Origin of the sequence: Halolamina pelagica (assembly GCF_900115675.1) — an archaeon.
Classification (GTDB): domain Archaea; phylum Halobacteriota; class Halobacteria; order Halobacteriales; family Haloferacaceae; genus Halolamina; species Halolamina pelagica.
Window position 1 is genome coordinate 345,642 of record NZ_FOXI01000001.1, and the last position, 24,168, is coordinate 369,809.

The window sequence follows — 24,168 nt, forward strand, 5'->3', positions numbered from 1 at the left end:
CACATGTCTCACGAATCACAGCGAACGACGACGACTGAACGCGGGCGGATCCGGGTGACCGGGTTCGACACCTCCGTGTTCGAGGACCGCGACGAGCGATTCGAGTGGCAACAGGACGAGAGCACGGTGTCTCGCGACCGCATGACGCGTGCGTGGGAACGGTTCAAGCGCAACCGCACCGCGCTGGTGGGGCTGGCGATCATCGCCGTGATGCTGTTCACGACGATCTTCGCACGCCCGATCGCCATCGAGGGGATCACGATCCAGCCGTTCTCGCTGGCGCCGTTCGATCCGACGAACTCCAACTTCGGCGCGCTCAACCAGGGGCCGTCGGCCGCCCACCCCTTCGGGACCGACTGGTCCGGGAAGGACATCCTCTCGCGAGTGATGTACGGCGGTCGCTACAGCCTCACGATCGGCGTGATCACCGTCGGCATCGCGCTCTCGGTCGGCGTCCCGCTCGGCGCCCTCGCGGGCTACTACGGCGGGTGGATCGACGAGGTCATCATGCGCCTGGTCGACATCCTCTACGCGTTCCCGTTCCTCGTGCTCGCCATCGCGCTGATCGCGGTGCTGGGCCAGGGGTTCTGGAACATGATCACGGCGCTGGTCCTCGTGGTCTGGATCAGCTACGCCCGCCTGTTGCGGGGCGAGGTGCTCTCGGTCAAGGAGAACGAGTACGTCACCGCCGCGAAGGCGCTCGGCGCACGCGACCGCTCGATCATCTTCCGCCACGTCGTGCCCAACGCGATGGCGCCGGTGATCGTGCAGGCGACGCTCGGGATCGGGACCGTCGTGCTCAACGCCGCGGCGCTGGGCTTCCTCGGGCTCGGGCTCGAGCCGGGCTCCCCCGAGTGGGGCAGCATGCTCGCCCGCGGCCGGAGCAGCCTGATCCAGGGCCAGTGGTGGATCACGGTGTTCCCCGGACTGGCCATCTTCCTGTTCGTGCTCTCGATCAACCTCGTGGGTGACGGCGTCCGGGACGCCGTCGATCCGCAGGGTGACACAAGCGGCGGTGCGGGGGTGCGAGAATGAGCGCGAACGACAAACCGCTGCTCTCGGTCGACGGCCTCCAGACCAGCTTCTACACCGAGGAGGGCGAGGTCAAGGCCGTCAACGACGTCTCCTACCAGATCGACAGGGGCGAACGGTTCGCCGTCGTCGGCGAGTCCGGCGCGGGCAAATCCGTCACCAGCCTCTCGCTGATGCGGCTGATCGACGACCCCGGCCGGATCAAGGGCGGCGACGTGACGTTCCGCTCGCCCAGCGCGGTCGCCACGCTCGCCCGGAAGTTCCCGGAGGGCGTCGCGACCGAGAACAGTTCCGGCTACATCCACGTCGCCGAACTCCGCGCGGAGTCCGGGAGCGTGGGCGACGATCCGGGCGCGACCGTCCGCGACCGGCCCAAGGAGGTCGCGACCGAGCTCGACGACGGTAGCCTCCACGTGGAGGCCGGCCACGTCGACGTGCTTGACGCGCCCGCCGAGGCGATGCAGGAGCTGCGCGGGGCCGAGATCGCGATGATCTTCCAGGACCCGCACACCGCGCTCAACCCGGTCTACACCGTCGGCGAACAGATCGCGGAGGCGATCCGGAAACACCTCGACATGGGCGAGAAGGCCGCCCGCGAGCGGGCAATCGACATGCTCGATCGGGTCGGGATTCCGGACCCCGCGGAGCGGTACTCGGACTACCCCCACGAGTTCTCCGGCGGGATGCAACAGCGCGCGGTGATCGCCATCGCGCTCTCCTGTGACCCGTCGCTCATCGTGGCCGACGAGCCGACGACGGCGCTGGACGTGACGATCGAGGCGCAGATCCTCGACCTGCTGAAGGATCTCTCCGACGACGAGGACGTGGCCATCCAGCTGATCACCCACGACCTGGGCGTCGTCGCCGAACTGTGTGACAGCGTGATGGTGATGTACGCCGGCAAGCCCGTCGAGCGGAGCTCCGTCGAGGAGCTGTACTACGATCCCAAACACCCCTACACGGTGGGGCTGATGAGCTCGATCCCGCGGATCGGCGACGACCGCGACCGGCTCGAAACCGTCCCGGGGACGATGCCGGACCTCGTCCAGCTCCCCTCGGGCTGTAGCTTCCACCCGCGGTGTCCGTACGCTGAGGACGCCTGCATCCAACACGAACCGCCGCTGGTCGACACGGAGACCGGCGAACCGATCGAGGAACCCGACTCCGACATCCACACCGCCGCCTGTCTGGAGTACACCGGCGACCTGCAGGACGGCGTCGACTTCGACGTGCAGATCCGTGAGGACGCCGCGGCCGACGGAGGTGAATCAGTATGAGTGCCGACGAGGAGCCACTGATCGAGATCGACGGGCTGAAGAAGCACTACTCGACCGACGAGGGGCTGCTCGACCGGATCCTCGGCGACGCCGAGACGGTGAAAGCGGTCGACGGCGTCGACCTGGAGATCGCCGAGGGGGAGACCCTCGGCCTGGTCGGCGAGTCCGGCTGCGGGAAGTCCTCGCTCGGCCGAACGATGCTCGGGCTGGAGGAGCCGACCGAGGGCTCCGTCTACTACGACGGCGAGGACCTAACCGAGCTGTCCTCGGCCGAACTCCGGGACTACCGGAAGGACCTCCAGTTCGTGTTCCAGAACCCCTTCGCGTCGCTGAACCCGCGCCTGACGGTGAGCGACATCGTCGGCGAGGCGCTCGACGTGCACGGCCTCGCCGCCGGCGAGGAGCGCGCCGAGCGCGTCGAGGAACTGCTCGAGACCGTCGGGCTCCAGGCCAGCCACGCCTCGCGCTACCCCCACGAGTTCTCGGGGGGCCAGCGCCAGCGTATCGGGATCGCCCGCGCGCTCGCGGTCGACCCCGAGTTCATCGTCTGCGACGAGCCGGTGTCGGCGCTCGACGTGAGCGTCCAGGCCCAGATCCTGAACCTGCTCGAGGACCTGCAGGAGGACTTCGGCCTCTCCTACCTGTTCATCGCCCACGACCTGAGCGTGGTCGAACACATCGCCGACCGCATCGCGGTGATGTACCTCGGCGAGATCGTGGAAGTCGGGAAAACGGAGGAGATCTTCTCCCCGCCGTACCACCCCTACACGCGCTCGCTGCTGTCGGCGATCCCCGAACCCGACCCCCTCTGGGAGGGCGACCGGATCATCCTCGAGGGGACGGTCCCCTCGCCGATCAACCCGCCGTCGGGCTGTAAGTTCCACACGCGGTGTCCGATCGCACACGACGAGTGTTCGGAGTGGGACGAACACCCGGACCTGGAGGAAGTGAGTTCGACTCACGGGATCGGCTGCCCGTTCCACGAGGAGATCCAGGACGAGGTCGGCTCGTCGGCCGACTCGACCGGCGCCGAGTCGACGGCCGACTGACGGCCCCGGTCACGGGACCTTTTTCCGCGTCGACCGCATGCGACAGCGTATGCGTCGGGTCTACGACTCGGAGGCGCTGCGCCGGGACGACGAGGACCCGTTCTCGCCCGTCGAGGACGACGAGAGCACCAGCCGGAACCACGTCAACTGGACCAACGTCAGCCACGCGCTCGTGCCGCAGTTCCTGCGCTCGCGGGCGATCGCCGTCGACGTGGAGACCGACAAGGACCGCTACGAGTCCGGCGAGGAGATCCACTTCGGCGTCACCTTCTACAACCGGTTCCCGCTCCCTGTCACCATCGTTACCGAGACGCCCAAACCGTGGGAGTGGTCGGTCGACGGCAACGTCGAGGGCTCGGAGCTGCCCGCGGACCACCCCGAGGAGCGGAGCCTCTTCCGGTTCGACCGCAGCGAGCGCAAGCGCTTCCGTCGCACGTGGTCCGGCCGCGTCCGCGTCGACGAGCGCGAGTGGCGCACCGCCGACCGGGGTGAACACACGCTCAGCGTGAGCATCGACGCCGTCCACGGCACCGAGAACCTCCGCGCGGAGACGACGTTCCGCATCGAGTAACCGCCGGCGTCGGTCCTGCCGCTTGCCACTCCTTTAAGCCCGCCGCGCGGCCCGTTCCCGTATGCGCGACAGCCCCCCTGACACCGAGCGACGGCCCGTCACCGAGGAGCACCACGGCGAGGAGATCGTGGACCCCTACCGCTGGCTGGAAGAGAGCAGCGAGGAGGTCGAAACGTGGGTCGCGGCCCAGAACGAGTACGCCGACACCGTGCTCGACACCGACACCCGCGACGCCCTGCGCCCGCAGTTCGAGCGCGTGGCCCGGGTCACCGACTACGGCGCCGTGACCGCCGCCGGCGGGCGCTACTTCCAGACGATCGAGGAGCCCGACGAGGACCACGGCGTCCTGTACGTCCGTGACTCGTTCGACGAAGAACCGCGGTCGCTGGTCGACCCCAACGCGTTCGACGGCGAGGCGGCGTCGATGAACTGGTTCACCGTGGGCCCGGACGGCGAACGCGTCGCCTACGGCTACGACGAGGGCGGCCAGGAGCAGTACGACGTGCGCGTCGTGGACACCGACACGGGCGAACTCCGCGACGAGGTGCCCGACGCCGGCCGCGTCAACCCCGGCGGGTTCGCGTGGACCGACGACGGCTTCTACTCGATCCGCACGGGCGGCCCCGGCGACGGCGAGCAGCTCCAGAAGGCGCTGTACGGCCACCGCCACGACGCGGATCCCGACGAGGACGAACTGCTCACCGACGCCTTCAGCGAGCACGCGTGGCCCGAACTGGCCTACGACACGGAGACCGACACCCTCCTCGCCGCGGTCCACGAGGGGACGACCCACACCGACCTCTACCGGGTCGACCCCGACGCCGAGGAGCCGCTCACGCCGCTACTGACCGACTACGACGCCACGTTCGCCCCCCACGTCGCCTCCGATGCGGGCGAGGTCCACTTCCTCACCAACTACGAGGCCGACTTCTCGCGGGTACTCACCGCGGACGTCGGGACGGTCGCGGCGGGCGCGGACCTCGACCCCGACGAGTTCGCGGTGTCGATCCCCGAGACGGACGCAGTTCTGCAGGACGTGACCGTCGCCGGCGAGTCGCTCGTCGCGAACCACCTCCGGGACGCCTCCTCGGGGCTCTCGGTCTGGGCCGGGGGCGAGACCGTCGAGACGCTCCCCAGCCCCGAGTTCTGCACCATCGACGGCGTCGATTCGGACGACGACGGCGAGGAACTGTTCTACGTCGTCCACGACTTCGAGGCGCCCGACCGCGTCACGCGCTATCGACTCGACGGTGCCGACGCCTCCCCCGAGACGGTCGGACGGGCCGATATCGAACTCGGCGTCGACGTGAGTGTCAGCCAGGAGTTCTTCGAGTCCGCGGACGGGACCGAGGTGCCCGCGTTCGTCGTCCACCGTGAGGGGCTCGATCCCGCGGGCGAGGCGCCGACGGTGCTGTACGGCTACGGCGGCTTCCGGATCCCGCAGACGCCGAGTTTCTGGCGGTTCGCCGGCCCGTTCCTCGACGCCGGCGGGGTCTTCGTCGTCGCCAACCTCCGCGGGGGGACCGAGTACGGTGAACCCTGGCACGAGGCCGGGATGCGCGAGCACAAACAGAACGTGTTCGACGACTTCCACGCCGTCGCCGAGGGACTGATCGACGCGGGCTACACGGATACGGACCACCTCGGCGCCTACGGCGGCTCCAACGGCGGCCTACTCACCGGTGCAGCGCTGACCCAGCGCCCCGACCTGTGGGCCGGGATCCTGTGTACGGTGCCGCTGCTCGACATGCTCCGGTTCCACCGCTTCCTGCTCGGCGAGTCCTGGACCGTCGAGTACGGCTCCCCCGAGGACCCCGAGGCGTTCGAGTACATCCGCGAGTACTCGCCGTACCACAACGTCGAGCAGCGGGACTACCCGGCGACGATGTTCAAGACCGCCGCGGGCGACACGCGCGTCCACCCGAGTCACGCCCGGAAGATGACCGCGCTGGTGCAGGCCCACCAGACCGGCGAGGAGCCGATCGTGCTCCGCACCGAGACCGACACGGGCCACGGCGTCGGCAAGTCGACCGAGATGATCGTCGAGGAGCAGGTCGACCAGTGGACGTGGCTGTGTGATCGGCTCGGCGCGGACGTGAGCAAGGAGTGAGGCTGCCGGGTCTACGGACTCGGCGTCCGGACCGTCGAGAGGTAGGCCGTGAGGTCCGAGGTGGTGATCATCCCGATGACTTCCTCGTCGTCGAGAACGGGCATGTGGTGGATGCTGGCTTCGATCATCCGGTCGGCGACATCGCGGATCGAGTCGCCGCCTTTCGCGGTTAGTACGTCCGTCGTCATGTACTCCGAGACGGGGGTCTGGTCCTTGGGTTCCTGCCCGGAGACGATGGCGACGAAGTCCGTGCGGGTGAGGATCCCGGAGAGTCCGCCGTCGTCGTCGACGACCACGACCGACCCGATCTCGTGTTCGAGCATCAGGTCGGCGGCCGCCTCGACCAGCGTCTCGGGGGTCACGGTCTTGACGTCGGTGGTCATCAGGCTCGCCACGAAGAGATCGTCGATGTCGTCCATGTCAACATAGAGCACGACCCCGGCCATAACGCTTCCCCTCTCGGTGTGACCACCGAGGTACAGGTCGTCGATTTCGAGTGGGCACGCTTTTCAGCGGGCCGGAACAGGGGCCGAGTATGGAGACGGGGAACGCGGAGGGCGACGTTTCGGAGTCCGTGTCGATCTCGCTGCTGATCGCGGTGGTCGCGACCGGGCTGGTCTACCTCGAACTCTGGGGCGGATCGGTGCCGGCCTTCGACGCCGGCGGGATCGCGCTGGGCGTCGGCCTCGGCCTCGTGGCCGGCGCGGCGTTCTACTACCGGGGGACGCGCTCGACGCGTCTCGACGACGTGCCGCCGCTGGCGATCTTCCTCGCCCTGGCGCTGATCGTCTACGTGCTCTTCCCCCAGGGACTCCCGCCGGTCGTCGAGCTGGCCATCGTCGTCGGCGTCTGGAGCGATACGGCGCTGCGGGCGGCCGCGAAAGCGACCTGAGAAGTGAGTTCTCGCCGCGGGGGGACGGCCGCAGCGATCAGGACTCGTCGACCAGCGGGAACTGGGCCAGCCGGATCGCGGCCATGTCGGTCAACCCCTTCCCGGTGTCGGAGTCCTGGTGGCGCTCGTAGTGGCCGAGCATCATCCCCTCGTGGTCAACGACGGGGATCAGCCGGACCTCGGTGCCGTCGGGGCCAACGTCGAAGACGAGGTAGGACTGCGGGAACGAACACGTCGTCGGCGACATGATCTCGCGGACGCCCCGCTCTTTCGTCGCGGAGGGGAGGTGGAGGTGGCCGGTGACCATCAGCGGCGCGTCGTGTTCGGCGAGCACGTCGAGGAACGCTTCGGGCTCCCGCATCGTCGGCGGGATCGCCATCTCGGGCTCGTTGTTGTCGCGGTGCTGGACCAGTTGGTCGGACATCGTGGGGAGGTTGTGGTGGACCGCGACGAGCGGGCTCTCGAGCTCGGGCAGGGTCCCGTCGAGCCACTCGAGCTGCTCGTCGGTGACGAGCCCGTCGTGGGAGTCGGTGAGCCAGTCGTCGCCGCCCGAACTGTTGAGGCCGACCACGTCGACGCCGCCGACGCGCTCGTGGAACGGGAGCCCGTCGGGGGTGTAGCGCTCCTCGAACTCGGCGAGGGGGAGGTTCTCGTGGTCGTACCCCTCCTTCTCCACGTCGTGGTTGCCGGGGATCGCCCGGAACGGCGTCTCGAGGTCGGCGAGGATCGCGTCGGCGGCGTCGTAGTTCCAGCGCTCGCCGTCCTTGGTGACGTCGCCGACACAGAGCGTGTAGTCGACATCGCGGTCGTTGATGTCCGCCACCGCGTTCCGGAGGTGGGTCTCGGTGTGTTCGAACAGTTTCGAGGTACCCTCCTCGCGGGTTGAGACGTGCGGGTCCGCGACGACGGCGATGCGGGTCGGCTCGTCGCTTCGGGGGCGCGCCAGCCGCGCCATCACGTTCCCCGGCGTTGTACCACTGTGGTCGACGGGTCCGTCAGCCATACCGGGACTGAGCCGACGCCGTTCATAAACCTGTGGAGCTTCGCCCGTCCGGTGGTTCGCCATATATATCCACACGTATCGCTACCGAAACCTCCGTTTTGACCGGGATATACTGCCACGGACCAACACAGAGGACAAACTATTTGCATCGCCGGAAATCCTGTTGGAGTGATGCCCGAGGAGAAAACTCGGCGGTCGTTCTTGGCGGCGGCAGGTACCGGCGTTGCGGCGGCACTCGCCGGCTGTGGCGGTAACGCACCCGACGAAACAGCGACGGAATCGCCCACCGACGAGCCGGCGGGCGGCTCCGACGACACCGACACGGAGCCGGGGACGCCGATGGCCGGCGGCACCCTCCAGATGATGGCGACCGGCGCGATCCAGACCCTCGACCCGATCAACGCGAAGGGGTCCGGCGCCGGCTACAACCAGTACAACCAGCAGCTGATGGAGTTCCCGGACGGGGAGTACCCGCCGGAGGCCGCGCTGGCGAAGGACTACGAACTGTCCGACGACGGCCTCACGTACACGTTCACGCTGCGTGAGGACGCGACGTTCCACAACGGCGAGGACGTGACCGCACAGGACGTGGTCTACTCCTACCGACGGCTCGCGGAGTCCGAGAACTCCCGGAACAAGGACGACATCATCGGCGAGACGATGACGATCGCCCACGAGAAGGACCAGACCCTCGCGCCCCCCGAGGACGAGACGACCCTCGAGGACGTGGTCCCCGGCTCGCTGGCGGTCGAGGCCGTCGACGACTACACGTTCGAGATGACGCTCCAGAGCGCGTTCTCGTGGACGCTGTTCCAGATCGCGGGCGGCACGTTCGCGATCCTGCCGGAGAACTCCGTCGGCGACGTCGAGGGGTACGACGGCGAGTACGCCTACAACGAGTTCTTCAGCACGCAGGGCGACGGCCCCACCTTCGCCGGCGCGGGCGCCTTCGAGGTCGACTCCTGGAGCAAGGGCGACGCGATCACGCTGTCGGAGTACGACGACTACTACGGCACCGAGCCCCAGGTCGACGAGATCGTCTTCACGGTCGTCCCCGACGGCAACGCCCGACTCAACCGGTTCGAGAACGGCAACGCCGACATCCTCGAGGGGATGCCGACCGCCTCGTTCTCGCCGAGCAACGTCTCGATCGAGGAGCAGGACGGCGCCAAGCAGATCGGGACGTACGACCTGGGCGGCCAGACGGTCAACTACGGTCAGATCCCGGCGCTGACGACCGAGTACCTGGTGTTCAACACCCTCGAAGTCCCGATCCCGGTCCGGAAGGCGTTCGCCTACGCGCTGAACCAGCACGACGTCGCCGAGAGCGTCTTCAAGGGGACCGCGACGCCGGCCTACCACATCGTGCCGCCGGCGGCGTACCCGCAGTTCGAGGAGGACGTCAGCGCGAGCGAGACGTACACCCGCCACGCCGAGGAGGGGTACCAGTCCAACCTCGAGGGGGCCGCCGACGGCTACCCGTACGGCTACGCCGAGACGGATCTCGATTCCGCGAAGCAGGTGATGGAGGACGCCGGCTACGGCCCCGACAACACCTTCGAAATCACGGCGACCACCATCTCCGGCAACAGCGCCTACCAGCGGGTCTTCACCCGCCTGCAGTCCAAGCTCCGGCAGGCCCACATCGAGATGGACGTGACCGAGGCGCAGTTCGGGACGATCATCAGCCAGGCCATCAGCGGCAGCATGGAGGTCTTCGCGCTGGGTGACGGGATGGAGTACCCCGGCCCGGAGAACTTCCTGCGCTTCCTCTGGGGCGGCAGCCCGTCGACGCAGTTCACCCGATGGGGCGCCGAGGGGAGCTACCACGACGAGGAGCTCCGCCAGACCACCATCGACGCGTGGCAGGAGAACTACGCCGCCGAGGACGCCACGTCGGAGTCCGAGGCCGAGGCGTTCCAGACCATCGAGGAGGGCAACTGGCTCTCCATGCAGGAGCTGCCGATCGTCAACCCCGCGAGCCAGCGCTTCTGGCACACCAACGTCGACGTGGAGATGTACGGCGTGATGGAGAACCAGATGTTCACCGACCTGACGCTCAGCCGGTAGAACGGTAATCGGCCGGCTTTTCAACACCCCCTTCCTACGCCCGTCCGAACGCACACGAATGCACCCAACACGCCGTCTCGACCTCCGGTACGGACGAACTGAACAGCCGACCGACGGAGGCCAGACGTGAGCAGAGCACGCTACCTCGGGAAGCGGCTGCTCATGGCGATCCCGGTCATCTGGCTGGGAACGTCGATGACGTGGTACATCATCTTCATGGGGCCGATCGACCCCGCGACGCGGCTGCTGAGCGAGGGGCAGGTCCGGAACCCCGCCGCGTACGAAGCCGCACAGACGCAGTTGGGGCTGAACCAACCGCCGCTCCAGCACTACGTCGACTGGCTGAGCAGCCTCATCGTCTTCGACCTCGGCCGGACCTGGCTGCTCTACCAGGGATCGAGCGTGAACGCGCTCATCATGGACTTCCTCCCCCGGACGCTCTGGTTGGGGTTCTGGTCGGTACTGATCGCGATCTTCATCGGCGTCCCGCTGGGGTTCTACGCGGGGATGCGGTCGAACACGGTCGCCGACTACGTCGCGTCGATGGGCGGGATCGTCTGGCGGGCGATGCCCAACTTCTGGCTCGGGATCATGCTGCTGGCGGTCCTCGGGAGCTCACAGGCGATCTTCGGGTTCAGTTGGGAGGCGATCGGACCGAACCTCACCTCCGGCATCTCCGGCAACCCGGACCTCAGCTACATGGCCGGCAACCCGATCGCCTTCTTCACGAACCCGAACGCGACCCTGCAGGCGATCAAGAAGGTGGCCCCCGCCGCCATCGTGCTCGGGTCGGCGTCGATGGGGAACGAGATGCGTATCGGTCGAACGGCCGTGCTGGAAGTGAAGAACCAGGATTACGTCGAACTCGCGAAAGTCAAGGGCGTCTCCGACCGGGCGCTCGTCTACAAACACATCCTCCGGAACGCGCTGGTGCCGTTGGTCCCGATCATCACCAGCGAGGCGTTCCTCCTCATCGGCGGCAGCGTGCTCGTCGAGTCCGTCTTCGGGATCAACGGGATCGGCTACCTGTTCTTCCAGGCGGCCATCCAGGGCGACCTCCCGCTGGTCGGGACGCTGATGTACGTGTTCATCCTCATGATCGTCGGAATCAATCTGATACAGGACGTGCTCTACACGCTGATCGACCCGCGCGTCGGGTTGGAGGGCGAGTGAGATGTCGGTGAACGGTTCCCGCGTCGCGGACGCCTTCACCGACGGGCGAACGGCGCTGTGGGCGCTCGTGGGATTGTTCCTCTTCCTCCTCGAAGCCGGCGCCGTTCTGAACTTCGTCGTCAGCCTGACCATCGACGGGCTCCTCGCGATCCCGGGCGTCGACGCCGTCGGCTTCCTGACCGCCGTCGAGAACGCGGTCCGGGAGATCCCAACGCTGCTCTCCCGCGAGACGATCCCCAACCAGGGGTACTTCGACGGCAGCGGGTACGAGGGGACGTTCCTCGGCCTCTCGCCCGCCATGGCGTGGGCGTTCCGTGCGACGCTGGTCTACCTCTACGCGTTCGCGGCCTTCGGCTGGGGGGTCTGGGGCTACCGGATCTACCGCCGTGAGTACCGCGCCGCCGACTGGACCCCCCGCGACGACGTGTTCGACCGCTTCCGCGGGCACAAGTGGGGGATCTTCGGGCTCGTCATCGTGTTCATGTTCGTCACGATGGCCGTGTTCGCGCCCGCGCTCGGGCCGACCACCGTCGACCAGAACATGCGCAACTCCTACGGCCACGAGATCGACTACTGGGACAGCGACTCCGGCTCCGTCGAGACGATCCTGGTCGGCGACGCGAACCTCGACTCCCTGTCCCAGGGGAACGACCAGAACGTCGAGCCGTGGACCTACGACGACTACGGGCGGTTCCACCCGTTCGGGACGATGCAGGACGGGAGTGACCTGTTCACCTTCCTCGTGGTGGGGTCGCGCATCTCCCTGGTGATCGGCGTGCTCTCCGTGGCGCTGAGCGCCTCGATCGCCGCCACGCTCGCGTTAACGTCGGCCTACTACAAGGGCCGGGTCGACCTCAGCATGGTACTGGTCTCTGACGCCGTGATGGCGATGCCACAGCTCCTCCTCCTGATCATGCTCACCACCGTGCTCAGGGAGTCGTGGATCAACGAGGTGTACAGCGGCGGCTTCCTGCTCGCGCTCATCTTCGCGTTCACCGGCTGGACCTACATGTGGCGGTCGATCCGTGGGCCGGCACTCCAGATCTCCGAACGCGAGTGGATCGACGCCGCCCGGAGTTTCGGCCAGCGACCGACGACGATCATGCGCAAACACATGCTTCCCTACGTCACCGGCTATCTGCTCATCTACGGCTCGATGACCCTCGGCGGCGCGATCATCTCCATCGCGGGGCTCTCCTACCTCGGGCTGGGCGTCGCGCCGCCGACCCCCGAGTGGGGCCGTGCGGTCAACCTCGGACAGGACTACGTCAGAACCGGCTCGTGGCACATCTCGCTCATCCCCGGCATCCTGATCACGCTGGTCGTGACCGGGTTCAACGCGCTGGGTGACGGGATCCGCGACGCGATCGACCCGCAGTCCGACAGCGCCGGCGGCGAGACCGCCGGGGCGGGGGGTGGCGCGTGAGCGACACCCTGCTCGAAGTCGAGAACCTCCGGACGGTGTTCCACACCGACAAGGAGACCATCCACGCCGTCGACGGCGTGAGCTTCGACGTCCAGCGTGGCGAGACTGTCGGCCTCGTCGGCGAGTCCGGCTCGGGCAAGTCTGTCACCGCCCGCTCCGTGCTCGGACTCGTCGAGGAGCCCGGCGTGATCGAGGAGGGGTCGATCGAGTTCTGCGGCGACGAACTCGTCGGCGGCAACTGGGACGAACACCGCGGCGACATCGCTATCGTGTTCCAGGACCCGATGAACTCGCTCAACCCCGTCTACACGGTCGGTAACCAGATCAAGGAGGCGCTGCGCATCCACCAGGGGCTCCGCGGGCAAGCGGCGACCGACGCCGCGATCGAACTGCTGGAGGACGTGGGGATCCCCGACGCCGCCCGGCGCGTCTCGGAGTACCCCCACCAGTTCTCCGGCGGGATGCGCCAGCGTGCGGTGATCGCGATCGCGCTGGCCTGCGACCCGGACCTGCTGGTCTGTGACGAGCCGACGACGGCGCTCGACGTGACGATCCAGGCCCAGATCCTCGAACTGCTGGACGAGCTCCAGCGCGAGGAGGATCTGGGCGTCCTGTTCATCACCCACGACATGGGCGTGATCGAGGAGACGACCGACCGCGTGAACGTGATGTACGCCGGCGAGTTCGTCGAGAGCGCGCCGGTCGAGGAGCTGTTCGACGACCCCAAACACCCCTACACGAAGGGGCTGCTCGCGAGCATCCCCGGCCGGACCGCCGGCGGGGACCGGCTCCCGACGATCGAGGGCGAGGTGCCGACCTCGACCAGCGAGCCCACCGAGTGCCGGTTCGCCCCGCGGTGCCCGCACGCGTTCGACGCCTGCGACGAGGTTCACCCCGAGCGGATCGCCGTGGGTGACCCCGACGCCGACCACGAGACGGCCTGTCTCCTCTACGACGACGAGTTCGAGGAGTCGCCGCCCGAGGACGGCGTCGTGGCCGACGGAGGTGAGACCGCATGAGCGAGGCCGAGCCGTTCCTCGAAGTGCGCGACCTGAAGAAGTACTACGACGACGGCGGCCTGCTCGGCGGCGACCCCGTGAAGGCCGTCGACGGCGTCAGCTTCGACATCCGTGAGGGCGAGACGCTCGGCCTCGTCGGCGAGTCCGGCTGCGGGAAGACCACCCTCGGGCGGACGATCCTGAACCTGGAGACCGCGACCGACGGCGAGGTACTCGCCGACGACACCGACGTGACCAGCATCTCCGGCCGGGAGCTCCGCCGGTGGCAGAGTCACGCCCAGATGGTGTTCCAGGACCCCGACGCTAGCCTCAACGACCGGATGACCGTCGGCGAGATCATCCGCGAGCCGCTGGACGCCCACGACTGGCCGAACCTCGCGGTGTCGGTCGCCGACGACCGCGAGGTGGCCGGCAAGCGCGTCCACCGCGCCGAGGGCGACGAACGCCGTGACGTGACGATCGACGCCGACGGCGGCGTCACCGTCCGCGAGGGCGCGCCGCTGACCCGCGAGGACCTGACCGTCGACGCCGACGGCGAGGGGGTCGACGTGACCCTCCACAAGCACGCATCCGAGATGCGCGAGGACCGCGTCCGGAGCCTGCTCGAACAGGTCGGCCTGCGGGAGGAGCACTTCTACCGCTACCCCCACCAGTTCTCCGGCGGGCAGAGCCAGCGCGTCGGCATCGCCCGCGCGCTCGCGCTCGAACCGCGGTTCCTGGTGCTCGACGAGCCCGTCTCCGCGCTGGACGTGAGCGTCCAGGCCCGGATCATCAACCTGCTCGAGGACCTGCAGGACGAGCTCGGGCTCACCTTCCTGTTCATCGCCCACGACCTGAGCGTCGTCCGCCACATCGCCGACCGCGTGGCGGTGATGTACCTGGGTGAGGTGATGGAACTCGGACCGACCGAGCAGGTGTTCACCGATCCGGCCCACCCCTACACCGAGTCGCTGCTCTCGGCGATCCCCGGCTCGATGGTCGAGACGGGCGAGCGCATCACGCTGCGGGGCACCCCGCCCAGCCCGCGTGACCCGCCCAGCGGCTGCCGGTTCTCCTCGCGCTGTCCGGCGAAGATCCGCCCCGACGCGTACAGCGTCACCGGCGAGCACTGGGAGGCGCTCGACCAGCTCCACTCGGTGTTCCGCGCCCGGTCGAACGCCGAGAAGGGGATCGTCGACGTGGTCAAGGAGCGGCTGGGGGTCCAGGACGTCTCCACCGTCGACGAACTGCTGCTCGAACTGTTCGACGCCGAGCGCGACGGCGACGGCGGGATCACGCTCGACATGGCCGCCGACGCCGCAGCCGTCGTCTACGAGGCCGCCGAGCTGGCCCGCGCCGGCGACGAGGAGGGCGCCGCCGAGCGCCTCGACGACGCGTTCGGCAGCGTCTGCTCGGAGGAGCACCCCGACGCCAACGACGTGGGCGCGGGACGGACCAGCCGGTGTCTCCGCCACCGCGAGGAGTACGCCGACCCCGACACCGTCATCGAACAGCGCTACCGCAGCGACTGACGCCCACCCCTTTCGGTCGGGAACCGACAGGGCTTACGCCACGGGCCCCAACGGTCGACCGTGTCCGGTTCGCCCGCTTGCGAGCTCTGTGACGACCCGATCCCCGAGCACCGCGAGGGCCGCTTCTGTTCGGACGGCTGCCGATCGGTCGCCGAGACGCTCCCGGCCGACGCCCCCGAGTCGGCAGCCGAGGACGCCGCCGCCGACGGGACCGCATCGGCCTTCTTCGCGGTCGAGGGGATGCACTCAGCGACCTGCGAGGCGTACCTGGAAGCCGTCGCCCGCGGGGTCGACGGCGTCGTCGACGCCGACGCGAGCTACGTCACCGAGTCAGTCCGCGTCGACTGCGAGGGCGACCCGCCGATCGACCGCCTGACCGAGGCGCTCTCCGGCCTCGGCTACGACGCCACGCCGCGCGAGGAGCGCACGCCCGAGGAGCGAGAGGCCGCCGACAGCGTGGTCGAGGGCGCGCTCGGCTACCGCTACGCCGCTGGCGTCGTGTTCGCCTCGTTCCTCCTGATTCCGTACACGGTCGTGTTCTACCCCTCCCACCTCGCCTCCCTGTTGGGTGCCACCGACCCGCTGGCGGGCGAGGGGAACGTCGCGATGGTGCTGCCGGTGTTCCTGGTGCTGACGCTGGTGGTCATCTTCGTCACCGGCGCGCCCGTGCTCCGGGACGCCTACATCGCGCTGAAGCTCCGGACGCCCAACACGGGCCTGTTGGTCACGCTGACCGCCTTCGCGGCGTACTTCTACGCGACGGCGGCCTTCTTCGCGGGCGGCACCCACGCCTACTACGACCTCGCGGTCGTGGCCGTCGCGACCGTCACCGGCGCGACGTTCTACGAGTCACTCGCCAAACGGAAGGCTGCGGGCGCGCTGACGGACCTGACCGTCTCCCGCGTCGCGGAGGCGGCCCGCGAGACCGCCGACGGCACCGAGACGGTCCCCGTCTCCGAACTCGCGCCGGGCGAGCGCGTGCTCGTCCCCGAGGGCGAGCGCGTGCCCGTCGACGGGACGCTGGCCGAGGGCGAGTGCACCGTCGCCGAGGCGGTCGTCACCGGCGAGTCGACGCCGGTCCGCAAACGCGCGGGCGACGAGCTGGTCGGCGGCGCCGTCGTGACCGCCGGCGCGGCGGTCGTCTCGGTTGGCGAGGACGTACAGAGCAGCGTCGACCGCCTCGCGTCCTCGGTCTGGGGGTTCCAGAGCGCGACCCACGGCGACCAGCGCCGCGCCAACCGTATCGCCGAGCGCGTGACGCTGCCGCTGCTCGCGCTGTCGCTTCTCGCCGGCGTCGGCGCGCTCGCGCTCGGCGGGGGCGCCGCGGGCGCCGTCGTCGCGGCGCTCACGGTGCCGCTCGCGGCGTCGCCGTGGGCGCTGGGGGTCTCGACGCCGCTGTCGGCCGGCTCCAGCGTCGATCGCGCGCTCGGCCGCGGCGTCGCGGTGTTCGACGAGACGGTGTTCGAGCGCTTACGCGGCGTCGAGACGGTCGTGTTCGACAAGACCGGGACGCTCACCACCGGCCGGATGGAGGCGCTCTCCGCGGACGTGCCCGACGACCTGCTCGCCGCGGCCGCCGAACTGGAGCGCCGGGCGTCCCACCCCGCGGCGGCGGCGATCGTCGACGCGTTCGGCGACGCCGACGTCCCGGCCGTCGAGGCGTTCACCAGCCACGCCACCGGCGTCGAGGGCGTCGTCGGCGACCGGCGCGTGCTCGTCGGCAACCCGGACCTGTTCGCCGAGCGCGGGTGGGAGATCCCCGAGGCGGTCCGCGAGCGCGCCGTCGACGTTCGCGAGTCCGGCCACCTGCCGGTGCTTGTCGGTGAGACTGCCGCCGGTGACGGGACGGTCGACGAGACGGACGACGGCCCCGGCGAGGCGGCGGGCGTCGTCGCCGTCGGCGACGAGTCCCGGGTCGACTGGGAAGCGACGCTCGAACGGCTCGGCGAGCGCGGGCTGGACGTGGTCGTCCTCACGGGCGACGACGAGTCCGCGGCCGCCGAGTTCGCGGCGAGCCCCCACGTCGATCACGTGTTCGCCGAGGTGCCCCCGGCCGGGAAGGCCGAGGCGGTCCGGCGACTCCGGGCGTCCGGTCCGGTCGCGATGGTCGGCGACGGCACCAACGACGCGCCGGCGCTTGCGGCCGCGGATCTCGGCGTCTCGCTGGGGAGCGGGACCGCGCTCGCGGCCGAGGCGTCGGACCTGGCGGTCGTCGACGACGACCTCGGCGGCGTGGCGGCGGCGTTCGACCTCTCGGCGGAGAGTTACCGGCGGCGCCGGTGGAACGACCGCGCGGCGCTGCTGTACAACGGTCTCGCGATCCCGCTGGCGCTGGCGGGGCTGTTGAACCCGCTGTTCACGATGGCCGCGGCGGTGGTGTGCTGTAGCCTCGTGGCGGCCAACGCGTTCCGAGAGTCGGGCGTCGCCTGATCACTCGGGGAGTTCGAACTCCCCGAGCACGAAGAAGCCCAGCGCGAACCCGGCGACGATCAACGCACCGGCGAGGAGCTGCGAGCGCGGTTGGCTGGGGAGGTACCCCGTCGCGAGCGTGCCGGCGACGACGAGCAGCGCGGCCCCGCCCAGTCCGACCGCCGTCCGCGTGCGTTCGTCCATGTCCCAGGTTCGCGCGCGAGGCGCCTTGAGCCATGCGCTTCCGGGTGACGGTACATCCGATGATTGAAGACCTCGCGCAGTCCATGCCGGGGTATGGTGGGTGGGAAGCTCGTCGCCGCGTCGACGCTCAAAGCGGCCGTCGCAGTGATCGGTGTCGTGACGCTCTCGCTCGGCGGCGCGTGGGCCGTCGGGATCATCGGCGCCCCCTCCGTCGCGGGCGTCGACAACGCCTTCGGCCCAGTGAACGAGTCGACGACGACGATCGAGTCCGAGATCGTCGTCAACAACCCCAACCCGTTCGGGGTTCGGCTGGGCGGGCTGACGATCGACTACGCCATCGAGATGAACGACGTGCGGATGGCCACCGGCGGGCGCGAGGGGCTCGGGGTGAACGCGAGCGGCAACACCTCGATCCCGCTCACGACGCGGATGAACAACGACCGCATCCCGCCGTGGTGGATCAGCCACGTCGAGAACGGCGAGAACACCACGCTCACCGTCGACGCGTCGATCCACTCCGACCTGCTGGGCCGTGAGTTCAACCCGCAGATCGAGCGTTCGGTCCAGACTAACCTCATCGGCGGGTTCAACAGCGACGAGGACCGGCCGATCGACGTCGACGAGCCCGTGGCGCCGGACCCCGTGCTCTGGCTCAACAGCACCAGCGGCGCGTGGGGAGACGTGAGCAACGAGACCACCGAGATCGACACCGCGTTCGAGCTGTACAACCCCAACCCGACGCCGGTGGCGATCTCCGAGATCGGCTACGAGATCCGGATGAACAACGTCACGATGGGCGAGGGCGCGACCGAGGAGGGCGTCGCGATCGCGCCGGGCGAGACCGAGACCGTCCGGGCGACGACCGCGATCCGGAACCAGAACCTCGACGAGTGGTGGGTCACCCACCTGCAGAACGAGCAGACCACCCGGCTCGAGGTGACGTTCTACGCCCGGGTCGACCTCTCGGCGTTCGGCGGCGACACCGTCCGGGTCCGGCTGGACACCATCGAGCGCACCATCGACACGGACATCTTCGGCAACGAGGACGGGACGAACGACGGCAACGAGCCCGAGGGCACGGCGACGCCGGCGGGCACCGCGACGCCGAGCGACGGCGAGGGAACGTCGATGCCCGGGGACGCCACCCCGACGCCGGGCGACGGGACAGCCACGCCCGACGAGGAGACGCCGACCCCCACGCCGACACCGACGCCCACCGACGACGGGATCCTCTCGATCGGCGCCCCCGGGGTGTGAGAACGGTTCACTGACTGCCGACACGTTCTTCGCGGCTCCCGCCCCCATCCCGAGTATGCGGAGTCACCACCCTCCTGATCGCGTTCTCCGCCGGCGACGGGTCGCCGGTCACCGTCGAGCGTGACGGGGAGACGGTCCGGCTGATTGTCGACGACGGGACGTACCGGCTGAGCCGCGAGCAGGCGCTCGCGCTGCGAACCGCCGTCGGCGACGCGCTGGAGCGCCGCGTCGAGTACTTCCGAACGGCGGGTCGCTACCGACGGGACGGTAGCTACGCCGTCGCCCGGCGGGGCGCCGACACGCCCGGGAACGAGCAGGTGTTCGACTCCTTCGGGGCGCTGCGGGCGCTGTTCGAGTCGCTCCCGGCCGAGTTCGGCGCCGAACCGGTCGGCAACGAGGGGATCACCGACTCGCGGCGGCACCTTATCGTCCGGCACCTGGCCGAGCACCCGGCGTTCGACTGTGGGCTCGTGAGTGAGCAACCGCTGCGAGCCGAGAAGGCCGGGGACTGAGGGACTCGCGGACGCGACCCGAGTCAGTTCCCGTCGCCCGCAGTCGGTAGGCATACGGCGGCGTCGGCCCCAGCCGGACGCATGCCCGACCGCGGCAAGATCGACCCCGCCTTCTTCGCCGAGCGGATCGCCCCCCGACTCGGCGCCGAGCGCAACGACGTGGCGCTGGGGCCGACAGCCGGCGTCGACTTCGGCCTGCTGAATCTCGACGGGACGGGGTTGGCAGTCGCGACCGACCCGATCTCGGTGCTCCCGGAACTGGGGTTCGAGCGCGCCGGCCGGTTCGCGCTCCACGTCGCGCTCTCGGACGTGGCGGTCGCGGGCGTCGCCCCCAGCCACCTCGCGATCTCCTTCTCGCTTCCGGAGTCGGTGGGCGACGACGAGTTCGACGCGCTCTGGACCGGGATCCACGAGGAGTGCGAGGCGCTGGGGACGAGCATCGTCACGGGCCACACCGCGCGCTACCCCGGCGCCGAGTTCCCGTGGGTCGGCGCCGCGACGGCGATGGGCGTCTGTGACCCCGAGACGGTCGTACGCCCGGACGGCGCGCGCCCGGGCGATCGTCTGCTGGTGACCCGCGGCCCGGCCGTCGAGACTGCGGGCCTGTTCGCGTCGCTGTACCCCGAGCAGTTAGGCGAGCGCGGGCTCGCCCCCGAGACGGTCGCCGACGCCGCCGACGGACTGGACGAGGCGCGACTCGTCCGCGACGCGGTGGCGGCCGCCGAGGCGGGCGACGTGTCGGCGATGCACGACGCGACCGAGGGCGGTCTGCTCGGCGCGTGCTGCGAGATGGCCGCGAGCGCCGGCGTCCGGTTCGAGATCGACGCCGCGGCGGCGCCGACGCGCTCGGGGGTCGCCGCCGTCTGTGACGTGCTCGGAATCGATCCGTGGACGGTGACCAGTTCGGGGACGTTGGTGCTCGCGGTCCCGCCCGCCGACGCGGCGGCCGTTCGACGCGCCATCGACGCCCGCGGGACGCCCGTGGCCGAGGTGGGGCGCGTCGTCGAGGGTTCGGGCGTACGGTTCCGCGACGAGGAGTGGACCGAGCCGCCGCGGGACGAGTCGTGGGACGCCTACGCCGAGTTAGCCGGCACGGAGTAGTTCCCCCAGCGCGGTCGGCGGCCACGGCGGCCGGTGTGACAACGCCTTTGTCGGCTCCGCCGGAGTATCGTCTATGAGCAGCCCCTTCTCCGTCTCCCGCGAGGACGCCGCCGCGCGGGACGCCGACGACCCGCTGGCTTCGTTCCGCGACCGGTTCGACCTGTCGAGCGATCTCTACATGGACGGCAACTCGCTCGGCCCGATCTCCGACGACGCCGAGCGCACGCTCGACCGTGTGGTCGGCGAGTGGCGCGAGCGCGGCATCGAGGGCTGGACCGAGGGCGAACAGCCGTGGTGGGAGTACGCCGGGTACCTCGGCGAGCGGCTCGCGCCCTACGTCGGCGCCGACGCCGACGAGGTGGTGGTCGCCAACTCCACGACCGTCAACATCCACACGCTGATCGGGACGTTCCTCGACCGCGTGGCCGACGTGCCGGCACGGGACCTCGAGGCGGCCGAGACGGTCGACGACGCGGCCGTCGACGCCTCGGGCGACGTCGTCGTCGCCAACGAACTCGACTTCCCGACCGACCACTACGCGATCCGCGCGCAGTTCCGCCAGCGCGGGCTGGACCCCGACGAGCACCTCCGGCTGGTCGAGAGCCGGGACGGTCGAACCATCGAACAGGAGGACATCGCCGAAGCGATGGACGACGACGTGGGCATCCTGTTCATGCCGACTGCGCTCTACCGCTCCGGTCAGCTGTTCGACGTGGCGGCGCTGACCGAACTGGCCCACGACCACGGCGCCCTCGCGGGGTTCGACGCCGCCCACACGGTCGGTGCGGTGCCCCACGAGTTCGCCGCGGCGGACGTGGACTTCGCGGTCTGGTGTTCCTACAAGTACCTCAACGCCGGCCCCGGCTCCATCGCGGGGCTGTACGTGAACCAGCGCTACCACGGGCTCGCGCCCGCGCTCCCGGGCTGGTGGGGCAACGAGAAGGAGAGCCAGTTCGACCTCGAACTCACGTACACCCCCGAGGAGTCGGCGGGCGCGTGGCAGATCGGCACCGTGCCGATGCTGTCGGCGGCGCCGCTTGAGGGCTCGCTCGACCTGCTCGACGAGGCGGGGATCGATCACGTCCGCGAGAAGTCGCTCGAACTGACGGACCTGCTCGCGACGCTGGTCGAGGACCTCGCCGACGCGGGCTACGAGTACGCGGTCGGGACGCCACGGGAGGGGGAGCGCCGCGGCGGCCACGTCGCCGTCGAGCACCCCGACGCCGACCGCGTGAGCCAGGGGCTGCGCGAGCGCGGCGTGGTCGTCGACTACCGGCCGCCGAACGTGGTCCGGATCTGTCCGGCGCCGCTGTACGTCGGTTTCGAGGACGTGTTCGCGGTCGCCGAGCAGCTTCGGGACGTGATCGAGTCGGGCGACCACGAGCAGTTCGCGGCGAGCGAGGGCGTGTCGTAGCGGCCCGTCACCGGCGCAGGCGTCTACCGCGGCAAACACCGTTTTGTTCTCGGGCCCCGCATACCCGGTATGGACGTTCTCGTTCTCGGCGGCGGCTACGCAGGGCTCCTCGTGACGCGGAAGCTGGAGCGACGGCTCCCGGAGTCGGCGACGCTCACGCTCGTCGACGAGACCGGAACGCACTTGGTCCAGCACGAACTCCACCGGGCGATCCGGGACCCGGAGTACGTCGACGACATCGACGTCCCCCTCGGGGAGATCCTCGACCGCGCGTCGCTCCGGGAGGCCCGGGTGACCGACGTGGATCGGGCCACCCGGACCGTCTCGCTCGCCGACGGCGACGAACTCGACTACGACTACTGCGTCGTCGCGCTGGGCGTCGAGACCGAGTTCTACGGCATCCCGGGCGTCGAGGAGCACGCGACGCCGCTGAAGCGACTGGAACACGCCGCCGAGATCCGCCGGGAGTTCGAGGCGGTCATCGACCAGCAGGGCCACGAGGACCCGACCACCCCGGCCGAGAGCACGGGCACCGTCGTCGTCGGCGGCGCCGGCCTCTCCGGCGTGCAGGTCGCGGGCGAGTTGGCGGCGATGGCCCGCGAGCGCGAGGTCGCCGACGACATCGAGGTCGTCCTGCTCGAACAGCTGGAGACTGTGGCACCCGGGTTCCCCGAGCGGTTCCAGGAGGCGACCCACGAACGACTCGAGGCACAGGGCGTCGACGTGCGCCCCGGGACGACCGTGACCGCGGCCGACGAGTCGGAGATCACGACCGAGGGGGGGACGATCGACTACGACCAGTTCGTCTGGACCGGCGGGATCCGCGGGAACGAGGCGATGGGTGGCGATCGCCCGCAGGTGCGGGGTGACCTCCGGCTCGACGGCCGGACGTTCGCGCTGGGCGACGCGGTGCGCATCGTCGACGCCGACGGCGAGCCCGTGCCCGCGAGCGCTTCCGCGGCAGTGCGGGCGTCGGAGACGGTCGCACGGAACGTCGTCGCCGCGGCGACGGCCGACGGCGGGTTCGTCGACCTGGCGCAGTGGCGCTGGGAGAGCCCCGGCTGGCTGATCTCGATCGGCGACGACGCGGTGGCCCAGGTCGGGCCGACGGTGCTGACCGGCGCGCCCGCAAACGCGCTCAAGTCGGCAGTCGGGATCACCTACCTCGCGGAGCACGGCTCGTTCCGGCGCGCGCTGGACGTGCTCCGGAAGGAGGCCGACGACACGGGGAGTTTCGCGGGGCTACTCGAACAGCTCTGAGCCGGCGCTGACCGATCGTTCGCTCGAGAAGGGCGGCAAGCGGCGGCGGCGATCACGGCGCTACTCGTCGTCGTCGCGCATCTCGTCGAGCTTGCCGACCAGTTCGTCGGTCGACTCGGACGACTCGAAGGAGAGATCGCCCTCCTCGCCACCGTCGATGTCGACGCCCTCGGCCTGGTCGTCGGTGTCCTGGTTCTGGTTTTCCTGCTCAGACTCGTCGTACGATCCGAATCCCATGTTCGGGGGGACGTGGTGGAGCGCAAAAACCTTGTGGGCCTGTCGTCGCCGTGCGGGCGGTTGCCGTACTGTCGCGGCCGTTCGGACCGACAGGGCTTACGGGCGTCGGAACGAGGGTGGAGACATGAGCAACCGCGTCGTGCAGGGGCGGATGGTGACGCCCGAATCGCTGGCCGAACAGGTGGAAGGCGACTCCGTGCTGGAGGCCGAACCGATCGAGGACGCCGACCGCGACTGCCCGGAGTGTGGCGGCGACGTGATCAGCGTCGGCTACATGCCCAGCGTGACGGAGTTCGTCACCGCGTACAAGTGCCAGGAGTGTGACTGGGCCGAGGTCGACCGGGACTGAATCGGATCGAAATCCCTTTACGCCGAACGGATGTAGCGGAAAGTGCAAGGGGACGTGGCCAAGCCCGGGATGGCGACTGACTCCAGAGGCCACGCGCCCGGTGACGAACTCCAGACTGATATACCGAGTCGGCGACTGATCATCGCCGGCGACGACGACCCTCTGGAGGACCGAGGCGCACCGGAGATATCAGTCGATCGGGGGTTCAAATCCCTCCGTCCCCATTTCAGATTTAATGGTTTCGAAAGAAAGGTCGTTAGCGACTTCTGCAGCCGCTAAAAGGTACCCTTAC

General features: G+C 69.5%; 22 protein-coding genes and 1 tRNA gene. 19 read left to right on the forward strand and 4 right to left on the reverse strand.

Annotated features, from left to right (window positions below):
• Positions 1 to 3: 3 nt before the first annotated feature.
• The 5 genes from BMZ83_RS01830 (at position 4) to BMZ83_RS01850 (ending at position 6,039) form a co-directional block, all read left to right on the forward strand.
• Positions 4 to 1,035, forward strand: coding sequence for an ABC transporter permease (locus tag BMZ83_RS01830; protein WP_074875013.1), 1,032 nt, complete (start codon positions 4 to 6; stop codon positions 1,033 to 1,035).
• Complete coding sequence (locus tag BMZ83_RS01835; RefSeq protein ID WP_074875015.1) at positions 1,032 to 2,309, forward strand: ABC transporter ATP-binding protein; 1,278 nt, start codon at positions 1,032 to 1,034, stop codon at positions 2,307 to 2,309. The genes BMZ83_RS01830 and BMZ83_RS01835 overlap by 4 nt, the downstream gene beginning before the upstream one ends.
• Positions 2,306 to 3,358 (forward strand): ABC transporter ATP-binding protein, encoded by a 1,053-nt coding sequence (locus tag BMZ83_RS01840; RefSeq protein ID WP_079990077.1) that lies wholly within the window; start codon positions 2,306 to 2,308, stop codon positions 3,356 to 3,358. Before BMZ83_RS01835 ends, BMZ83_RS01840 begins: the two co-directional genes overlap by 4 nt.
• Positions 3,359 to 3,407: 49 nt before the next feature.
• The gene (locus BMZ83_RS01845) at positions 3,408 to 3,929 is read left to right on the forward strand and encodes a hypothetical protein (protein ID WP_074875017.1); all 522 of its coding nucleotides are present in this window, start codon (positions 3,408 to 3,410) and stop codon (positions 3,927 to 3,929) included.
• Positions 3,930 to 3,990: 61 nt separating this feature from the next.
• Positions 3,991 to 6,039, forward strand: a complete 2,049-nt coding sequence (locus BMZ83_RS01850; protein WP_074875019.1) for a prolyl oligopeptidase family serine peptidase — start codon at positions 3,991 to 3,993, stop codon at positions 6,037 to 6,039.
• An 11-nt stretch (positions 6,040 to 6,050) separates the two neighbouring features.
• On the opposite strand, the gene BMZ83_RS01855 is transcribed toward BMZ83_RS01850, so the two are convergent.
• Complete coding sequence (locus BMZ83_RS01855; RefSeq protein ID WP_074875355.1) at positions 6,051 to 6,449, reverse strand: CBS domain-containing protein; 399 nt, start codon at positions 6,447 to 6,449, stop codon at positions 6,051 to 6,053.
• Positions 6,450 to 6,574: 125 nt separating this feature from the next.
• On the opposite strand from BMZ83_RS01855, the gene BMZ83_RS01860 reads away from it, so the two are divergent.
• Positions 6,575 to 6,931, forward strand: coding sequence for a hypothetical protein (locus BMZ83_RS01860; protein ID WP_074875021.1), 357 nt, complete (start codon positions 6,575 to 6,577; stop codon positions 6,929 to 6,931).
• Positions 6,932 to 6,968: 37 nt separating this feature from the next.
• Here the strand turns inward: BMZ83_RS01860 and BMZ83_RS01865 are convergent, their stop codons facing one another.
• The gene (locus BMZ83_RS01865) at positions 6,969 to 7,934 is read right to left on the reverse strand and encodes a metallophosphoesterase family protein (protein ID WP_074875023.1); all 966 of its coding nucleotides are present in this window, start codon (positions 7,932 to 7,934) and stop codon (positions 6,969 to 6,971) included.
• Between the two features lie 171 nt (positions 7,935 to 8,105).
• On the opposite strand from BMZ83_RS01865, the gene BMZ83_RS01870 reads away from it, so the two are divergent.
• The 6 genes from BMZ83_RS01870 to BMZ83_RS01895 all read left to right on the forward strand — a co-directional run bounded on the left by BMZ83_RS01870 (position 8,106) and on the right by BMZ83_RS01895 (position 17,563).
• Positions 8,106 to 10,004, forward strand: coding sequence for an ABC transporter substrate-binding protein (locus tag BMZ83_RS01870; protein ID WP_074875024.1), 1,899 nt, complete (start codon positions 8,106 to 8,108; stop codon positions 10,002 to 10,004).
• 126 nt (positions 10,005 to 10,130) lie between these two features.
• Positions 10,131 to 11,177, forward strand: coding sequence for an ABC transporter permease (locus tag BMZ83_RS01875; RefSeq protein ID WP_074875026.1), 1,047 nt, complete (start codon positions 10,131 to 10,133; stop codon positions 11,175 to 11,177).
• 1 nt (position 11,178) lies between these two features.
• Positions 11,179 to 12,603: an ABC transporter permease gene (locus BMZ83_RS01880; RefSeq protein WP_074875029.1), complete on the forward strand. Its 1,425-nt coding sequence runs from the start codon at positions 11,179 to 11,181 to the stop codon at positions 12,601 to 12,603.
• Positions 12,600 to 13,622 carry an ABC transporter ATP-binding protein gene (locus BMZ83_RS01885; RefSeq protein ID WP_074875031.1) on the forward strand — a complete coding sequence of 341 codons (1,023 nt, stop codon included), beginning with the start codon at positions 12,600 to 12,602 and terminating at the stop codon, positions 13,620 to 13,622. The genes BMZ83_RS01880 and BMZ83_RS01885 overlap by 4 nt, the downstream gene beginning before the upstream one ends.
• Positions 13,619 to 15,133, forward strand: coding sequence for an ABC transporter ATP-binding protein (locus BMZ83_RS01890; RefSeq protein WP_074875033.1), 1,515 nt, complete (start codon positions 13,619 to 13,621; stop codon positions 15,131 to 15,133). The genes BMZ83_RS01885 and BMZ83_RS01890 overlap by 4 nt, the downstream gene beginning before the upstream one ends.
• A 60-nt stretch (positions 15,134 to 15,193) precedes the next feature.
• Positions 15,194 to 17,563 (forward strand): heavy metal translocating P-type ATPase, encoded by a 2,370-nt coding sequence (locus BMZ83_RS01895; RefSeq protein ID WP_074875035.1) that lies wholly within the window; start codon positions 15,194 to 15,196, stop codon positions 17,561 to 17,563.
• Here BMZ83_RS01895 and BMZ83_RS01900 read toward each other — a convergent pair whose 3' ends face one another.
• Positions 17,564 to 17,746, reverse strand: a complete 183-nt coding sequence (locus BMZ83_RS01900; RefSeq protein ID WP_074875037.1) for a hypothetical protein — start codon at positions 17,744 to 17,746, stop codon at positions 17,564 to 17,566. It lies immediately after the preceding gene.
• 93 nt (positions 17,747 to 17,839) lie between these two features.
• Here BMZ83_RS01900 and BMZ83_RS01905 point away from each other — a divergent pair, with 93 nt between their 5' ends.
• From BMZ83_RS01905 to BMZ83_RS01925, 5 genes are all read left to right on the forward strand, one after another.
• Positions 17,840 to 19,003 carry an LEA type 2 family protein gene (locus tag BMZ83_RS01905; protein WP_074875040.1) on the forward strand — a complete coding sequence of 388 codons (1,164 nt, stop codon included), beginning with the start codon at positions 17,840 to 17,842 and terminating at the stop codon, positions 19,001 to 19,003.
• A 167-nt stretch (positions 19,004 to 19,170) separates the two neighbouring features.
• Complete coding sequence (locus BMZ83_RS17505; RefSeq protein ID WP_074875042.1) at positions 19,171 to 19,515, forward strand: DUF7528 family protein; 345 nt, start codon at positions 19,171 to 19,173, stop codon at positions 19,513 to 19,515.
• A gap of 81 nt (positions 19,516 to 19,596) precedes the next feature.
• Entirely contained in the window at positions 19,597 to 20,616 is a 1,020-nt protein-coding gene (locus BMZ83_RS01915; protein ID WP_074875044.1) for an AIR synthase-related protein, read from the forward strand.
• 73 nt (positions 20,617 to 20,689) lie between these two features.
• Complete coding sequence (gene kynU, locus BMZ83_RS01920) at positions 20,690 to 22,030, forward strand: kynureninase (RefSeq protein ID WP_074875046.1); 1,341 nt, start codon at positions 20,690 to 20,692, stop codon at positions 22,028 to 22,030.
• Positions 22,031 to 22,099: 69 nt separating this feature from the next.
• Positions 22,100 to 23,290, forward strand: a complete 1,191-nt coding sequence (locus BMZ83_RS01925) for an NAD(P)/FAD-dependent oxidoreductase (protein WP_074875048.1) — start codon at positions 22,100 to 22,102, stop codon at positions 23,288 to 23,290.
• A 60-nt stretch (positions 23,291 to 23,350) separates the two neighbouring features.
• Here BMZ83_RS01925 and BMZ83_RS01930 read toward each other — a convergent pair whose 3' ends face one another.
• Positions 23,351 to 23,527, reverse strand: a complete 177-nt coding sequence (locus BMZ83_RS01930) for a DUF5786 family protein (protein WP_074875050.1) — start codon at positions 23,525 to 23,527, stop codon at positions 23,351 to 23,353.
• A gap of 124 nt (positions 23,528 to 23,651) precedes the next feature.
• On the opposite strand from BMZ83_RS01930, the gene BMZ83_RS01935 reads away from it, so the two are divergent.
• Entirely contained in the window at positions 23,652 to 23,876 is a 225-nt protein-coding gene (locus tag BMZ83_RS01935) for a DUF5795 family protein (protein WP_074875052.1), read from the forward strand.
• 48 nt (positions 23,877 to 23,924) lie between these two features.
• Positions 23,925 to 24,100: transfer RNA gene (locus tag BMZ83_RS16695), tRNA-Trp, on the forward strand.
• Positions 24,101 to 24,168: the final 68 nt, after the last annotated feature.

Bases quoted from the DNA above. Each gene is read 5' to 3' on its own strand.
- BMZ83_RS01850 (WP_074875019.1), top strand. From the start codon at position 3,991: ATGCGCGACAGCCCCCCTGACACCGAGCGACGGCCCGTCACCGAGGAG.
- BMZ83_RS01925 (WP_074875048.1), top strand. From the start codon at position 22,100: ATGGACGTTCTCGTTCTCGGCGGCGGCTACGCAGGGCTCCTCGTGACG.
- BMZ83_RS01880 (WP_074875029.1), top strand. From the start codon at position 11,179: ATGTCGGTGAACGGTTCCCGCGTCGCGGACGCCTTCACCGACGGGCGA.
- BMZ83_RS01905 (WP_074875040.1), top strand. From the start codon at position 17,840: ATGGTGGGTGGGAAGCTCGTCGCCGCGTCGACGCTCAAAGCGGCCGTC.
- BMZ83_RS01845 (WP_074875017.1), top strand. From the start codon at position 3,408: ATGCGTCGGGTCTACGACTCGGAGGCGCTGCGCCGGGACGACGAGGAC.
- BMZ83_RS01935 (WP_074875052.1), top strand. From the start codon at position 23,652: ATGAGCAACCGCGTCGTGCAGGGGCGGATGGTGACGCCCGAATCGCTG.
- BMZ83_RS01860 (WP_074875021.1), top strand. From the start codon at position 6,575: ATGGAGACGGGGAACGCGGAGGGCGACGTTTCGGAGTCCGTGTCGATC.
- BMZ83_RS01915 (WP_074875044.1), top strand. From the start codon at position 19,597: ATGCCCGACCGCGGCAAGATCGACCCCGCCTTCTTCGCCGAGCGGATC.
- BMZ83_RS01930 (WP_074875050.1), bottom strand. From the start codon at position 23,527: ATGGGATTCGGATCGTACGACGAGTCTGAGCAGGAAAACCAGAACCAG.
- BMZ83_RS01840 (WP_079990077.1), top strand. From the start codon at position 2,306: ATGAGTGCCGACGAGGAGCCACTGATCGAGATCGACGGGCTGAAGAAG.
- BMZ83_RS01830 (WP_074875013.1), top strand. From the start codon at position 4: ATGTCTCACGAATCACAGCGAACGACGACGACTGAACGCGGGCGGATC.
- BMZ83_RS01890 (WP_074875033.1), top strand. From the start codon at position 13,619: ATGAGCGAGGCCGAGCCGTTCCTCGAAGTGCGCGACCTGAAGAAGTAC.
- BMZ83_RS01870 (WP_074875024.1), top strand. From the start codon at position 8,106: ATGCCCGAGGAGAAAACTCGGCGGTCGTTCTTGGCGGCGGCAGGTACC.
- BMZ83_RS01865 (WP_074875023.1), bottom strand. From the start codon at position 7,934: ATGGCTGACGGACCCGTCGACCACAGTGGTACAACGCCGGGGAACGTG.
- BMZ83_RS01900 (WP_074875037.1), bottom strand. From the start codon at position 17,746: ATGGACGAACGCACGCGGACGGCGGTCGGACTGGGCGGGGCCGCGCTG.
- kynU (WP_074875046.1), top strand. From the start codon at position 20,690: ATGAGCAGCCCCTTCTCCGTCTCCCGCGAGGACGCCGCCGCGCGGGAC.
- BMZ83_RS01835 (WP_074875015.1), top strand. From the start codon at position 1,032: ATGAGCGCGAACGACAAACCGCTGCTCTCGGTCGACGGCCTCCAGACC.